This window comes from Gracilimonas halophila, from assembly GCF_042684365.1.
GTDB classification, from domain to species: domain Bacteria; phylum Bacteroidota; class Rhodothermia; order Balneolales; family Balneolaceae; genus Gracilimonas; species Gracilimonas halophila.
In genome coordinates, this window is the sequence record NZ_JBHULI010000024.1 from 527,351 (window position 1) to 542,169 (window position 14,819).

The 14,819-nt window shown below is 40.9% G+C and carries 14 protein-coding genes, 1 tRNA gene and 1 pseudogene; 3 read left to right on the forward strand and 13 right to left on the reverse strand.

Annotation, left to right across the window (positions count from 1 at the left end; translation table 11 throughout):
• Positions 1-147: 147 nt before the first annotated feature.
• The 4 genes from ACFSVN_RS08770 to truA all read right to left on the reverse strand — a co-directional run bounded on the left by ACFSVN_RS08770 (position 148) and on the right by truA (position 2,178).
• A complete protein-coding gene (locus tag ACFSVN_RS08770) occupies positions 148-684 on the reverse strand; it encodes a hypothetical protein (protein ID WP_390301142.1) in 537 nt (178 codons plus the stop codon).
• A gap of 55 nt (positions 685-739) precedes the next feature.
• Positions 740-1,057: a hypothetical protein gene (locus ACFSVN_RS08775; protein WP_390301145.1), complete on the reverse strand. Its 318-nt coding sequence runs from the start codon at positions 1,055-1,057 to the stop codon at positions 740-742.
• Positions 1,058-1,299: 242 nt separating this feature from the next.
• A tRNA-Asn gene (locus tag ACFSVN_RS08780) sits at positions 1,300-1,371 on the reverse strand.
• A 72-nt stretch (positions 1,372-1,443) separates the two neighbouring features.
• Positions 1,444-2,178 carry a tRNA pseudouridine(38-40) synthase TruA gene (gene truA, locus ACFSVN_RS08785; protein ID WP_390301148.1) on the reverse strand — a complete coding sequence of 245 codons (735 nt, stop codon included), beginning with the start codon at positions 2,176-2,178 and terminating at the stop codon, positions 1,444-1,446.
• Between the two features lie 104 nt (positions 2,179-2,282).
• Between truA and ACFSVN_RS08790 the strand changes: the two genes are divergently transcribed.
• The gene (locus ACFSVN_RS08790) at positions 2,283-3,044 is read left to right on the forward strand and encodes a dimethylarginine dimethylaminohydrolase family protein (protein ID WP_390301151.1); all 762 of its coding nucleotides are present in this window, start codon (positions 2,283-2,285) and stop codon (positions 3,042-3,044) included.
• A 7-nt stretch (positions 3,045-3,051) separates the two neighbouring features.
• On the opposite strand, the gene ACFSVN_RS08795 is transcribed toward ACFSVN_RS08790, so the two are convergent.
• A complete protein-coding gene (locus ACFSVN_RS08795; RefSeq protein ID WP_390301154.1) occupies positions 3,052-3,534 on the reverse strand; it encodes a DinB family protein in 483 nt (160 codons plus the stop codon).
• 745 nt (positions 3,535-4,279) lie between these two features.
• Between ACFSVN_RS08795 and ACFSVN_RS08800 the strand changes: the two genes are divergently transcribed.
• Positions 4,280-6,736 carry a penicillin acylase family protein gene (locus ACFSVN_RS08800; protein WP_390301157.1) on the forward strand — a complete coding sequence of 819 codons (2,457 nt, stop codon included), beginning with the start codon at positions 4,280-4,282 and terminating at the stop codon, positions 6,734-6,736.
• 420 nt (positions 6,737-7,156) lie between these two features.
• Here ACFSVN_RS08800 and ACFSVN_RS08805 read toward each other — a convergent pair whose 3' ends face one another.
• Positions 7,157-7,519 (reverse strand): GIY-YIG nuclease family protein, encoded by a 363-nt coding sequence (locus ACFSVN_RS08805; protein WP_390301160.1) that lies wholly within the window; start codon positions 7,517-7,519, stop codon positions 7,157-7,159.
• 483 nt (positions 7,520-8,002) lie between these two features.
• On the opposite strand from ACFSVN_RS08805, the gene ACFSVN_RS08810 reads away from it, so the two are divergent.
• The gene (locus ACFSVN_RS08810; RefSeq protein WP_390302327.1) at positions 8,003-10,840 is read left to right on the forward strand and encodes a M16 family metallopeptidase; all 2,838 of its coding nucleotides are present in this window, start codon (positions 8,003-8,005) and stop codon (positions 10,838-10,840) included.
• Positions 10,841-11,308: 468 nt separating this feature from the next.
• Here ACFSVN_RS08810 and ACFSVN_RS08815 read toward each other — a convergent pair whose 3' ends face one another.
• The 7 genes and pseudogenes from ACFSVN_RS08815 to ACFSVN_RS08845 form a co-directional block, all read right to left on the reverse strand.
• Positions 11,309-11,509 carry a hypothetical protein gene (locus ACFSVN_RS08815; RefSeq protein ID WP_390301163.1) on the reverse strand — a complete coding sequence of 67 codons (201 nt, stop codon included), beginning with the start codon at positions 11,507-11,509 and terminating at the stop codon, positions 11,309-11,311.
• A gap of 109 nt (positions 11,510-11,618) precedes the next feature.
• The gene (locus tag ACFSVN_RS08820; protein ID WP_390301166.1) at positions 11,619-12,611 is read right to left on the reverse strand and encodes a hypothetical protein; all 993 of its coding nucleotides are present in this window, start codon (positions 12,609-12,611) and stop codon (positions 11,619-11,621) included.
• 176 nt (positions 12,612-12,787) lie between these two features.
• Positions 12,788-12,943, reverse strand: a pseudogene (locus ACFSVN_RS08825) (ion channel); the annotation flags it as partial.
• Positions 12,944-12,953: 10 nt separating this feature from the next.
• Positions 12,954-13,127: a hypothetical protein gene (locus ACFSVN_RS08830; protein ID WP_390301169.1), complete on the reverse strand. Its 174-nt coding sequence runs from the start codon at positions 13,125-13,127 to the stop codon at positions 12,954-12,956.
• 254 nt (positions 13,128-13,381) lie between these two features.
• Positions 13,382-14,167 (reverse strand): ion transporter, encoded by a 786-nt coding sequence (locus ACFSVN_RS08835; RefSeq protein ID WP_390301172.1) that lies wholly within the window; start codon positions 14,165-14,167, stop codon positions 13,382-13,384.
• A gap of 106 nt (positions 14,168-14,273) precedes the next feature.
• Complete coding sequence (locus ACFSVN_RS08840) at positions 14,274-14,426, reverse strand: hypothetical protein (protein WP_390301175.1); 153 nt, start codon at positions 14,424-14,426, stop codon at positions 14,274-14,276.
• A gap of 222 nt (positions 14,427-14,648) precedes the next feature.
• Positions 14,649-14,810: a hypothetical protein gene (locus ACFSVN_RS08845; RefSeq protein ID WP_390301177.1), complete on the reverse strand. Its 162-nt coding sequence runs from the start codon at positions 14,808-14,810 to the stop codon at positions 14,649-14,651.
• Between the last annotated feature and the right edge of the window lie 9 nt (positions 14,811-14,819).

Consider the following 14,819-nt stretch of genomic DNA (forward strand, 5'->3'; position numbering starts at 1 on the left):
GCTGATCGTCCATATTTGAGCGATTCAGAATGGTACGGTGGTTTAACCCCGTAAGGTCTTCGACTTCTTTGGCTGTTATATACCGCTTCTCATTAATTCGGTGCTTCTTTGAATTAAGAAGAATGTCTAACTTTTTCTCAATGCGCTCTAAGGTTTCTGGAAAATATCAAAACAGGTGATCGAGATATTTTTTATCTCATCCGATGCAGTTTTATCATAGCTAAAAGTGTATCCTTCTCCCTCTTCTATAATTCTTTTCTTTACAATTGTCTTGCCAAGATCTATAAAGGCACTTTCAAGGACAGATTTCACTTCATCGGGTAATCTTCTAATGATTACGGAGGTATTTTTCATCTCTTCGGTTGCAGTTTTATCATAGCTGAAAGAGTATACTTCTCCCTCAGTAGAAATATTAGGTGTTTTATTTCTTATATCACCCTTTAGGTCAGTTATTAGCTTTTCAACAGCTGTTTTCTGTTTGTTGAATTGGTCATCGTGAATCTCACTTTCCTTTTTTCCATGAAATTGCGTTCGGTAGTTCTTTTTTGTGGACTCATACTGTTCATTTTCTCTTATAACCATAATTGCCACATCCTCAAAAGGAAGCTCATTAGATATTGATAGGCTTTGTCCATTTAACGTGTAGAATATGTCCAATACCAGCTTAACTTTGTTCTCTTCCATCAATCAATTCCTTTAAGGGCGTCGGTTATATTATTTACGTTGAGGTGCTCGTAGATCATGCTCGTTGGTAGTGATCCTTAGTTTTTTGATTTGCCTGATTCCTCTTACTGATAAATTCATCGGTAGCCTTTTTCATGGACATATGTTTTCCCGACAACGACTTTCTTTTTTTCTGAGCTTCCATTTTAGGAGACCAACCATTAAAAGGATCGATCTCTCCCCTTTGGAATTTATCCTCGTACTCGATCAGCATTTTTTCTGCTTCTCTTTTGAGCGTGGTTCCTAAACTCAGTGCTTTTCTTTTATTCTCTCCATTTTCGTTGGTAAAGAACCTAATGTAGTAAATTCCATTTCTTTTTTTGAGACTTGCCATGGCAATTGAGTATCTATCAACTGGTTGAGGGTGTCAATAAGTTTTTCACCCATTTTTGGGTTCAGTGGGTACAGTGAAAATTTGCACCCACTATTGTACCCATTAATTACGCGAAACTTGCTATAAAATGAAAACTCTTCATTCCGGTTTTGAACAGCTGTAGAAACAGAAAAGCATAAAAAAAGCCCCTCAGCGTATTCTAAGGGGCTTTTTTGATCGATAATTTTACTGAAAAATAAGTGCTCCCCGGGTAGGATTCGAACCTACGACCAATTGATTAACAGTCAACTGCTCTGCCACTGAGCTACCGAGGAATTTCAGTGAGTTCCCTTGTTGAAGGGGCGACAAATATAAAGACATTCACTGACTACTATCAACACTTTTCTTCACTTTTTATAGAAAACTTTTTCCAGTACTAATCCCCGCGCAGGAGCGGTATAAGTTGGAATATCTGAACCGGGTTCCTCAAGTACCCTTTTAAACTCATTCTTCGACATTTTTCCTTGTGCGACCCGCACCATCGTACCTACTAATCGGCGCACCATATTTCTAAGAAACCGATTGGCTCTGATCCGATATCGGATCACCTCTCCTTCTGATTCGAACAACGAACTCTGTATTTCACAAAGTGTGGTAAAGCTATCCTCATTAAATTTTGAAAAGCCTGCAAAATCAAATTCACCATTTAACAGGGCTGCACAATCTTCCAATAGAGTCAGATCAACAGGCTGCCGTAAAGCCCAGCTATTGTGACGCATCAGTGGCATGGGGCGGGTCGTGATAGTATATTCATACTCCCTGCCTACCGCATCGAACCGGGAATGAAATGATTCCGGGACTTCCTCGTAGTTAGTCACCTGAACCTCATCTCCCACCAGCCCATTAACTCCATTTAGCAGCTTCTCTATATCTGTACCTTCGGGGATCTGGACATCCGCCACTTGTCCCCGGGCGTGCACACCGGCATCTGTACGCCCCTGCCCTATCAGATCGATATCCTGCTGAAGAACCTTGGAAAATGCACTCTCCAACACACCCTCAACGGTTCTGTCATTTGGCTGTATCTGCCATCCTGAAAAGTCAGTTCCATCATATTCAATGATGAGTTTATATTTTTGCATCAGCTTAGTAATGGACTTGCTCAAATTAATTAGCTTGCTATGTGGCTTTCAAATGATAAGATTGAAGGTACCCACATTTTCCCATAAATATTAGCACTCAACCTATGTTTAAGAAAGCGATCGTGCGTAAACCCTGCCCGAATTTGGCATCGGGGATCACCACTTCCAATCTCGGAAAACCGGATTATCATAAAGCCCTGTTACAGCATGCCAGATATGTAGATGCGCTCAAGGATCTCGGTTTAGAGGTTGATGTTTTGGAAGCTGATAATCGTTTTCCTGATTCAGTATTTGTGGAAGATGTGGCTGTATGTATTGGAAATCTTGGTGTGATCACCAGGCCCGGGGCCGGTTCCAGAAGAGATGAAATAACACTCATCAAAGAGGTTATTAGTTCAAACTTCGACCACGTTGAGTCTATAAAAGAACCCGGAACGCTGGAAGGAGGAGATGTAATGATGGCGGATAATACGTTTTATGTTGGATTATCTGACCGGACCAATAAACCGGGTATAGATCAATTCCGAAATATCATGAAAGAATTTAATTATTCCGTTCATCAGGTTCCCCTTGGTGATATTCTTCACCTCAAAACAGGCATATCTTATTTGGAAGATAATAATCTGCTTCTGACCGCTGAAATGAATGAAATCGATCTATTTTCGTCTTTCAATAAGATCATAGTTCCTGACGAGGAAGCATATGCTGCAAATAGTATTTGGATAAACGGTACCGTTGTTATTCCGGCAGGTTTTCCGGTCACAAAGCAAAAGATCGAAGCCGCCGGCTATAAAACAGTTCAGATCGAAATGACTGAGTTTGAGAAACTGGATGGTGGGCTAAGTTGCTTATCCCTGCGGTTTTAGAAAGCCATTACTGATCTCTGTTTAACAGCCGGTAAATAATGGCAAGCTGACCGGTATGGTATGCATTGTGCTGAAGTACCAGCAACGCCTCCCTCAACAAGGTTTGCCCGTCACCATGCTCAAAAGGCTTGGTAAGTCCATTGGTTTCATCCAACAGAAGATTCATCATTTCATCCCTCTCTTTCAGAAACGATTTCTTGAGTTCTTCCCACTCCTTTTCACTTCCCGGTGCTTGTTCTACCGGCCAGTATTCGTCGGGCCATGTTCTTGGTTCGTACTCCGGATTTCTGCTGAAGTCAAGGATGTCAAATTGTGCTACACGGATATGAAAAAACTGTTCATAAAAGGAATAGGGTAATCCGGTCGGCCGTTTTCCCAGATCTTCAAAATCAACTTCCTGCAACAGTTCTTCGATCTTTAGATAAGCTTGTCCGCCTTCCAATTGCTGAATGATCTGCTCGCGCGTAATTCGGTGTGAATTTACTTCCATGATTGTATTTTGATTGATCGTTTTGGTACATAAATACATGATAACCGAGAATCATTCAAATGGCTAAGGTTTTGATTCTTACTTAACTAGTCATTTCGACCGGAGTGAATGAGCCCAACGGGCAAATGAACGGAGCGGAGAAATCTACGAGGTAAGATGAGGCTCCCGAACCCTGTTCCAACCCCGCAGATCTCTCGGCTCCGCTCGAGATGGCAAACACGGGAGGCTTGTGGTTGCTACTAAACTTAATAACCCTTTTCCATCACCCACCTTCGTCATTTCGACCGGAGTGAATGAGCCCAACGGGCAAATGAACGGAGCGGAGAAATCTACGAGGTAAGATGAGGCTCCCAAACCCTGTTCCACCCCCGCAGATCTCTCGGCTCCGCTCGAGATGGCAAACACGATAGGCTTGTAACTGCTACTAAACATAATATACCTCTACCCCACCACCTTCGTCATTTCGACCGGAGTGAATGAGCCCAACGGCGAGTGAACGAAGCGGAGCTCAGAGCGAAGCGTCACCCACGCAGTGAAATCCAAGGGGCATAAATAGAATACCAAACCCTGTTCCAACCCCGCAGATCTCTCGGCTTCATTTCACTCGCATTCGCTCGTTGCATTACACTCGAGATGGCAAGCAGAACAGGTCAATATAAAAAAACCGGTATGCTAAAATTAATCCATTCATAAACCCTGCAGAATGTTTAATTTCCGCTGAATCAATTATCCATGAAATTGCCTTATGAATACATTTGTAAAGCTCCTCCTCTTTTTTCTGATCCTGATCATCGGTTTTGCAGGACTCGCTTTCTACTGGACCTTCTATAAACCATTGCCCGATTATGAAGCCAGCATCACGCTGAACGGACTTTCAAACCCTGTCGATATTCACTGGGATGACCATGGAGTGCCTCATATCTATGCCGAAAATGAACAGGATCTGTATTATGCCCTCGGTTATGTACATGCCCAGGATCGGTTATGGCAGATGACATTATCGCAGATAGCAGCAGAGGGGCGTTTTGCTGAATTTTTTGGGAATCAGGAAGAGTTGATCGAACTGGACAAATATCAGCGTACACTGGGTTTCTGGAAGATGGCGGAGCAGTTGGTGGATACCCTTGGAGCGGAAGAGCGACAAGTGTTGTCGGCTTATTCAAATGGAGTGAATGCATTCATTAACACAAATTCTAATCGGTTGCCTGTTGAGTTTTCACTTGCTGAAATTGAGCCTCTCAACTGGACTTCGACTCGTTCAATTGCCGTCAGCCGCATGATGGCCTGGGAATTGAATATGAGCTGGTGGAGTGAGGTCACCTATCAATACCTTCAGGAACAATTACCCCCCGACCAGTTTGAACAACTTCGCCTCCGCTTTCCTGAAGATGCTCCCAGATCTGTAAATGGGAATGAAAATCCACAATTGGGAGCTTCGCTTATGCCTATGCTTCAGCAGGAGATCAAAAAAAGGAATTTACTTGAAGCGGAAGGAACTCATGTGGGCAGTAATGCCTGGGTCGTTGATGGTTCCAAAACCGAATCAGGGTATCCCATGCTTGCCGGTGATCCCCACCTTGGGTTGGATATGCCCGGGAAATGGTATGAAGTTCACCTGAACCTGAATGGGAAAAATGTATCCGGGGCCACCATTGCAGGAATTCCGGCCATCATAATCGGACAAAATGATAACATGGCTTGGTCTTTCACCAGCATGATGAGCGACGATACCGATTTCTTTATCGAGCAGATGGATCCGCAAGACCGCGGTCGCTATGTAGTGGATTCCCTTGAAAATGGCGAAGCTGAATATGAATATTTTTCACGTGTACGGGAGATCATAAAAGTAAAAGATGGCGACGATCGTTCTTTTGAAATTCGCTATACGGATAACGGTCCGGTTATCTCCGATATCTACCCTGTTGAGGAACTGACATCCGATAAATTGATCAGTATGAAATGGGCCGGATATGAACCAAGCAACGAAATGAGAACCCTCTACCGGATCAACTGGGCTGATACCTTCCAGGATTTCAAAGATGCACTACCAACTTTCGGTGTACCCGGTTTGAACTTTATGTATGGTGATGTGGAGGGTAACATAGCCATGTATTCCATTGGCAATATTCCGATTATCAACGGGGATCCGATTACGATGAAGCATGGCTGGGATCCGGAACAGGACTGGCAGGGATTCATTCCTCATGATGAGATGCCTCGTATCATAAATCCTGAAAAAGGATGGATCGCAAACGCCAACAATAAGATCACTTCCGACAGCTACCCCTATTATCTCGCTACCTTTTGGGAACCGCCCTCGAGGATCGAACGGATAGAGGAAATTCTGAGTGACAGTACCACTTTTAGGTACGCTGATTTTGAGACACTTCAGAATGATTCCTATTCACACTTTGCGGCTACACTCACCCCACAGATCCTGCAGATCATCAAAGATCAGGATGCTTATAATTTTGACCTTCCCATTTCCTATCTGGAAAACTGGGATTATAACTATGGGCTTAAATCAACAGCTGCTTCTATTTTTGATGTATTCTTTATGAACTTCACAGAGAATACACTCAAAGATGATTTTGGAGACATTGCTTATTCAAACTTCATACATCATGAAAATATTCCTGTTCGTACCATGACCTCCCTCATCGAAGAGGAAAGCTCACTTTTTGATGACATTCAAACTGACTCTGTTGAAACCAAAGAGGATATGGTCATAAAAAGTATGCAGGAAGCAATACTGTTTTTAAGTGATTCGCTGGGCAGTGAACCGTACGAATGGCGCTGGGAACAACTGCATACCATCACCTTTGAGCCACCATTATTTGCTCAAGCCGCTGAAGATCCGGAGGCTCCATCTTCATTAAGAATGATCGTAGATAATGTGCTTAGTAAAGGTCCCTATGAAGTTCAAAGTCATGGAATGAGTGTGAACAACGGGCAATATCGCTGGAATAAACCTTTTGAAATGATTCTGGGGCCTTCTCTCCGGCGGATCTCAGATCTTTCTGATATGAGCAAGAGCAAGAGTGTACTGCCTACAGGACAGTCAGGAAATCCACTTTCTGATTATTACGGAGATCAAACCGAACTATGGCTGAATGGACAGTACCGATGGCTATATCAGGATTCTACCGTTTTATTTGATGAGGTTGAAGTACGAACTATGCGTTTGGTTCCGGGTGAGTAACTCCACCTTGGTGTCATCCACCTATTCTGTTTGTCATTTCGACCGGAGCGAATGAGCCCAACGGGTGAGTGAACGAAGCGGAGAAATCCACGGGGTAAGACACAGACAACAAAGACCTTCACAAACTACGTGGATCTCTCGACTGCATTCTCTCGTATTCACTCGTTCATTCCGCTCGAGATGACAAACACGAGGGCTTATGGTTGCTACCAGAACAGTATAAACCTCTTTCCTTCCCACTACCCTTGCGTCATTTCGACCGGAGTGAATGAGCCTAACGGGCGAGTGAACGGAGTGGAGCTCAGAGCGAAGCGTCACCCACGCAGTGAAATCCACGGGGTATGATTTAAACTCCCAAGACCATACCCAACTCCTCAGATCTCTCGACTCCGCTCGAGATGGCAAATATGGGGGGCTTATTCAGTCACCTTCGGTCTTATTTCGTTTACTGTGCCTAATATTCCTTTCATCAGCGTAATCACCGAAAGGATATAACCCCAATTCTTTATTCAGAAATCTTAACTCAGGATTTGTTCGCTGGATTAATTCCAACTTCTTTTTCCTGCTCCATCTCTTTATTTGTTTTTCCCTTCGTATTGAATCTTGCACATATTTGTATTCTTCATACCACAATAAGAGGTGGCATCTATAACGTCCTGCAAACGTTTCAGGTTTTCCGGCATTTAAGCCATGTTCCAGTATTCTTGATGGAAGACTATTGGTCATTCCTACATAAAGAGTGGTTTTACTGGAATTAGTGATTATATAGGTGCAATATGGCATAGCAGATTATAATAAGTACACTTCTTTTTGTCATTGCTAACCCAAAATCAATCCTGCCTTCGTTATTTCGACCGGAGTGAAATTCACGGGGTAAGACACAGACAACAAAGACCTTCGAAAACTACGGTGATCTCTCGGCTGCATTCATCTCATATTCACTCGTTCATTCCGCTCGAGATGACAAACACGAGGGCTTATTGTTGCTACCAGAACAGTATAAACCTCTTTCCTTCCCACCACCCCGGTGTCATTTCGACCGGAGTGAATGAGCCTAACGGGCGAGTGAACGGAGCGGAGAAATCTACGGGGTAAGATGAGACTTCCAAGACCTTTTCCAATCACGCAGATCTCTCGGCTTCGCTCGAGATGGAAAAGGTCTTGGTGACTGAATCTGACAAGATCATTCATGGAGCAACAAATTATTTACAAACCCGTATCTCCCATCCTCTTATATTCGGAGCTCTAACCATCAAAAAACCTGTTATGAAAACACGATTTTTCTACCTCTTTACTGCCCTCCTAATTTCAACATTAACCCTCTCTTCCTGCTCGCAAAGTGAAACCGAATTTTCGGTGGATTATGAGAAATTCACTTTGGATAATGGACTGGAAGTCATACTCCATAAAGACGATTCCGATCCTGTTACTGCCGTTGCCCTGACATTTCATGTTGGATCAGCCAGGGAAATTGAGGGACGTACGGGTTTTGCCCACTTGTTTGAGCACCTGTTATTTCTGGAATCCGAAAACCTTGGGAAAGGCGGTCTTGATAAAATGAGCAGCCGAATTGGCGGGTCCGGAGCAAACGGATCCACAAGTCGAGACAGAACCAACTATTTCCAGACAGTACCAAGCGATGCCCTGGAAAAGATGATCTGGGCAGAAGCCGATAAGTTGGGCTATTTCATCAATACGGTAACGGAAGCCGTACTTGCAAAAGAGAAGCAGGTTGTAAAGAACGAGAAAAGACAAGGCGTTGATAATGCTCCATACGGTCACGCAAACTACTTGGTCGGTAAGAATATGTATCCGGAAAGTCATCCGTATAACTGGCAGGTGATCGGCTCCCTTGAAGACCTTCAAAATGCAACTCTTCAGGATGTAAAGGATTTTTATAACAAGTGGTATGTTCCCAGTAACGCCACTCTTGTTATTGCAGGCGACTTTTATTCAGAACAGGCGAAGGAATGGGTTCACAAATATTTTGATGAGATCCCACGTGGCGATGAGATAGAACCATTACCGGATATGCCGGTTTCTTTAGATGAAACCAAGAAAAAGTATTATGAAGATAATTTTGCCCGTCTTCCTGAACTCCGAATGGTATGGCCGGGTGTTGACCTCTATCACGAAGATGCCTATGCGCTCGATATCCTGACAGAACTACTTTCTGATGGTAAAAAAGCACCGTTCTATCAGGTATTGGTTGAAGAAAAAGAGCTTACTTCAAATGTATTCATTAACAGCGGAAACTCTGAGCTGGCCGGTGAAATTTCACTTATCACCAGAGCTTACCCCAATACTAACCTAAATGAAGTGGCTACCGCTGTGGAGGAAGCTTTTTTGCGTTTTGAAGAGGAAGGATTCACCCAAGCTGACCTTGACCGTATCAAAGCGGGAATTGAGACTGATTTCTATAATGGTCTTTCAAGTGTACTTGGTAAAGCTTTTCAACTGGCTCAATACAATATCTTTGCAAATGATCCGGGATATATCAATGAGGACATCGAAAAGACACTTGCCGTTACCAAGGAAGATGTAATGCGGGTGTATGAGAAATATATCAAAGGAAAACATTACGTAGCCACAAGCTTTGTGCCACGCGGACAAACAGATCTGATCCTTGACGATTCTGAGGCTGCTGAAGTATCAGAGGAAGAGATCGTAGCCAATGCAGAAGGCGAGCAGTTTGTACTGCCGGAAGAAACCGAATATGAACGAACCCCTTCCAGCTTTGATCGCACTGTAGAACCTCCTTATGGTGAAAGTCCTGACCTGAAAGTACCGGAAGTCTGGGAAGCTGAATTGGCAAACGGACTCAATATCTATGGGATCGAAAACTATGAATTGCCTTTGGTTCAGTTTGAGATCTCCCTGAAAGGCGGACTGTTACTCGAAGATCCTGAAAAAGTGGGTGTTTCCAACTTAATGGCAGATCTGATGACAAAGGGAACCGCCAACAAAACCCCCGAAGAACTTGAAGAGGCGATCGCTGAACTGGGTGCCACCATCCGTGTGAACGCCGGCAGACAAAGTATTTCCATCAGCGGTAATACCCTTGCCCGTAATTACGATGCCACCATGGAATTAGTGGAAGAGATCATGCTGGAACCAAGATGGGACGAGCGTGAGTTTGAGCTTGCAAAACAAAGTACTGCAAGTCAGATAGCTCAGCAAAGTGCCAACCCGAACAGCATTGCTTCCAACACCTTCAATAAACTACTATATGGTGACAGCCATATTCTTTCCTTCAACCCTATCGGAACTACAAACAGTATTGAAAATATAACCCTTGATGATCTGAAGACTTATTATGATACCAATTTCTCTCCTGCTGTCGCAGATATGCACGTGGTCGGAGCGATCGATAAATCAGAAGTAACGAGCTCATTGAGCGGTATCAGCTCTCGCTGGGAAAACAAAGAAGTTGAGATCCCGGAATTCGACCTGCCTGATGCACCGGAATCTTCAACCGTTTATTTTTATGATGTACCCGACGCCAAGCAATCCGTGTTGCGATTCGGTTACCTTGCCATGCCGGAAACCGATCCTGACTTCTATCGTGCTAACATCATGAATTACAAACTTGGCGGAGGCGGATTTGCCTCACGATTGACCCAGGAATTACGTGAAGGCAAAGGCTATACCTATGGCATTCGCTCCGGTTTCTCGGGTTCTGATATCGCCGGCCCATTTAGCATCTCCAGTGGGGTGAGAACAAATGTTACCTATGAATCTGCAGCCCTGGTAAAACAGATCCTGGAAGAGTATCCGGAAACCTTTACGGATGAAGATCTGGAAAATACCAAAAGCTATCTTATTAAAAGTTCTGCCCGTCAGTTTGAAACATCCGGTTCTAAACTGAACATGTTGGCAAATATTAGCTCTTATGGATGGGAACCTGATTATGTGCGAGACCGTCAGGAAACCGTTCAATCGATCACAATAGACGAAATTCAGGAAATGGCCCGAACCTATGCGGATCCCAACAAAATGATCTGGCTGGTAGTCGGTGATGCAGAAACTCAGATGGACCGTCTTGAACAGCTGGGTTTTGGAGAACCTATTCTGGTGAATGAATACTTTAAAGAGGGGGAATAGGTTTTAGGCATTAGGTGTTAGGTGTTAGGTGTTAGGTTTTAGGTGTTAGGTGTTAGGTTTTAGGTTTTAGATGTGTTCTTATGTCTAAAATCTCACGTCTAACATCTATTCCTCCTCTAATAGCCTATATAGGTTTCTCCGGCCTGCAGCTCTTTTGATACCTCGCCGGGTGGCAAATTTGACCGGAATTGAGATAAATCCGCCTCCTCTTTTTGCTTTTTTGACAACGAAATGGAGATGAGCAAGTCCGCCAGGGGTTTTTGAATATGCTTTTGGGGAAGGATTTGAAGGACGGTTTACAATAAGCTATTCTTGATTAAACTTAACCTAAGATTCTCCTTTTAACGGTCCATTTTTTGGCGAAGTTACAAATCTTATTCTGAGTATCTTTCAATCAAATCGTCAAGCTCTTCATTTTCCTTTTTTAGATCTTCCAGTTTTTTTACAAGTCTTGGCTCTAGCCATTTATTAATACAAGCTTTTCAAAAACTCTTCTAATTCTTCAACTTCTTTATTTACCTTCTCCATCTTTTCTGTTACTTCTTTAGGCACCCCTTTATTTTGGGCTCTTTTAATAAATCTATCCTGACTTTTCATTTGTATATCTCTGACAAATTTTTCAAAAATACTAAAACTTGATCCTATTTTATCTTTACCATTTATAGACATAGCTCGATACTTTGTTCTTAATTATAGACTTTTTTATTTATTTTTGGCCGAATATATCAGGTATAATTTCTTTAATAAAAATGATTTGTACAACCAATGTCAATGAATCTTAGTTTTGCTGTTCCAAATGATTTTTTAATTTATTTCTACGCTGTACATAGTCCTCGTTATCGGGATCTATTTCTACACATCTATCATAAGCAGCAAGAGCTTCTTTCAATTTTCCTTTATGTGCTTTTAAAGCGCCAAGCATGAGAAATACAGCTTCAGCCTTATCATCCACTTCAGCTGCTTTCTCATATGCTTCAATAGATTTCTCAATCTGATTAGTTTTTCGGTAAGACCACCCTAACGACTGGTATAGTTCTAGTGTTTCGTATCCATGGCCAACTGCTTTCTTATAATTAGTTATAGCTGTACCCCATGTCTCTGTTTTGTACCCAATATTACCTAACAGAAAGTATGCGTGACCTAGTTTCTCGTCAGATTCTTCCCAGTCAGTATATTGCTTTAACTCGGTTTCAACTATATATAATTCATCGTTTCTTTCAATCAGTTTGCTAACTGAATCTAAGTTTACTTCCCAATAATTCCACTCCAATTCAAAATCAAAATCAGAATGAATGCTTCTGATGCCATCAAATCTATATTCTGAATCTTCAATTGTACCCTCATTATAAACCCTCATAATAGCATCATCAAATTCGTCCTCATCCTTAATTTCAGAATCTAAATGCATAGACAGTGCCTTTGCGGCCTCCTCCCAGTCAGTTTCTCCATCCAGATTTTCAAACTTAAGAAATCCAGATGTTGTTTCATTCAAGTCCCACACATATGGTGCTAGAATATCTTCCTGTGTCCATTGATGAATAGGTTTTTCGGATAATAACTGTTGAAGCTCAGTTTTATCTATCCTTACATCAAAAATTCCACTATTCCACTCCATCTCGCATTCCAATATAAGCCCATCATAATCAATAACTAATTCTTCATACACACCATTGGCACAGGTAATAGTAATTGTGGAATGGCCCTGATCGGGAAAGTCTGAGGCATTCAATTTTTCTATTTGATATTTGGTAATCTTTGTTTTGTTCGACATTTTCTCGTGATTTATTTTCTATTAATATTGGGTTTAGTTTTTCCAAGCAAAATTATTAATGCACAAATGTAGGGAACATAAGAATGCATCATTAAAACGTGAAGGAGCAGATAAACCACTAGATGGTCTTTTCGACTTTTTTGAAATACTCAAAAGATTTATTTGTAGATGTTGAATATCACTATCATCAAAACAAAAAAAGTAAAAACTTTCCCTCCACCTGTAACTGGATAAACATCTCCATAACCTACCGTTGTTAGTGTGGCTACTGCCCACCATAGACTATGAAAAATGGAACTAAAAATTTCAGGTTGTACTGAGTTTTTGAAATATTATAACCGATCACTTAGAATATTTTTTAATTATATCATCAATTTCTTCCCTCTCTTTTTCCAAACTTTTCAGCTCTTTGAGTATCTTTGGTGTTTCTTTTTTATTCTTTTTTGTTAACCTTTTCATTGTATTAAGAGAAATACCATTTGAAACATTATTCAGATATTCAGATAATTTGCTCATATCATGTGTTTTTAGTGTTATTTAGTATTCAATATTATCATTAATAATAATCAAACTCTAAGAAATTTCAATTTTAAGACATTATGTCTCTTTTAAATATTGCCAGTGCTGATGGATCATCACCATCGCTAGAGTGTCTAACTCGCAATATTCATCTACGTACTTTTATAGCCCTTTAAATTTTGGTAGTAAAGCTTGGCCGGACAATAAAAACAATGCCAATGAATATGAAACAAAAAGAGCTCTGAAATACATTAATTACTCTTCTTATCCTTTCTTTTCATTAACTCTTTTTGAGTATTGGTGCTTTGAATATTGATATCCTTGTCAGGTACTGCTTTGTGAGCTTCTTCCATAGCAGTGGCAATGATACCTGCTGGAGCGGCCACCAACCCAAGACCTATCATTAACACAAAAAAAGTAAAAATTTTTCCTCCCGTAGTAATTGGATAAACGTCCCCATATCCTACAGTTGTTAATGTAGCAACAGCCCACCATAGACTATGAAATATTGATGTGAAATTCTCAGGTTGAACTGCATTTTCAAAATAGTATATACCAACAGCGCTAATATATAATAAAAATAGAGTAGCCGTAAGGAAAATCACTAACTCTTCTTTAACGTCCTTGAAAGCATACTTAAAGCGTTTTATTGCTTTACTATACTTAGTGATTTTGATCAGTCTGAATACACGAAGTACTCGAATAATTCTAAAACTTCTTAGGTCAATAGTCATCGACAAATAGAATGGGAGGATTGCAACAAGATCTACTAGCCCATAAAAGCTGAATATATATTTCCATCTATTCTCTGCTACCCAGATTCTTACCATATACTCTAAAGAAAAGATCGCAACAGTTGCATATCTGGAAATTTCAAGAAAGAGTAAAGTACCCTTGCTCAAATTGGGTAAGGTTGAAAAAGAAAATGTAACCAACGAATAAATAATTAGAGCCTGAATTGTATAAGCGAATCTCGCTCCCCATTTAGTATGAGAATCGTTCACTAAAGCATTTAATTTACTTTTTATCTTGCGCACTTTTTCAGCTATTGCTAATAAATCTAAATCACCACTTACTTTTTTAGCATTAGGTAGTTTTTGTAACTAATGATTACTCAAACAGACCGTGAAAAAACCTGTTTGTCTAATGATTGGTAGTCGTTTTACCCACAGCTTTAGTCACATATACCTTATTGCCATTATCGGAAATATAATACTTTCCGCCTCTCGGCCCTACCCTGATGGGTTTCCTGTTTTTACTCAATCTTTTGTTAATCTTTTTCCTGTCGTTACTCATAAATATGATATTATGTTTATATATCACTATTTGGTTTAATAATCATGTGATATAATTGGTCTTGTTTATAAAATAGTGATTAATATATTAATCTTGAAAGGAAATGAGTTGAATCAAAATCATATCACAATGTTAAATTTGTAATTACGATTTGCTTTACAGTGTTTTACTCATCGTGAAAATATGCTCAATTTGAAATAAAACAATTTTCATTTTTAAGACTTACTTCATACCAGCAGGTTTTTTAAATCTGTCATCAACTTTGATACCAAGCTTTTCAAGATTTTCTAAAGAATCTTTAAGCTTGTCAGATACATGTTCTAAGGACAGCTTATACATTTTTACTGCTTCTAAAGCCTGCTCTTTATTTGCAATTTCCTTCATTCTAAGTCT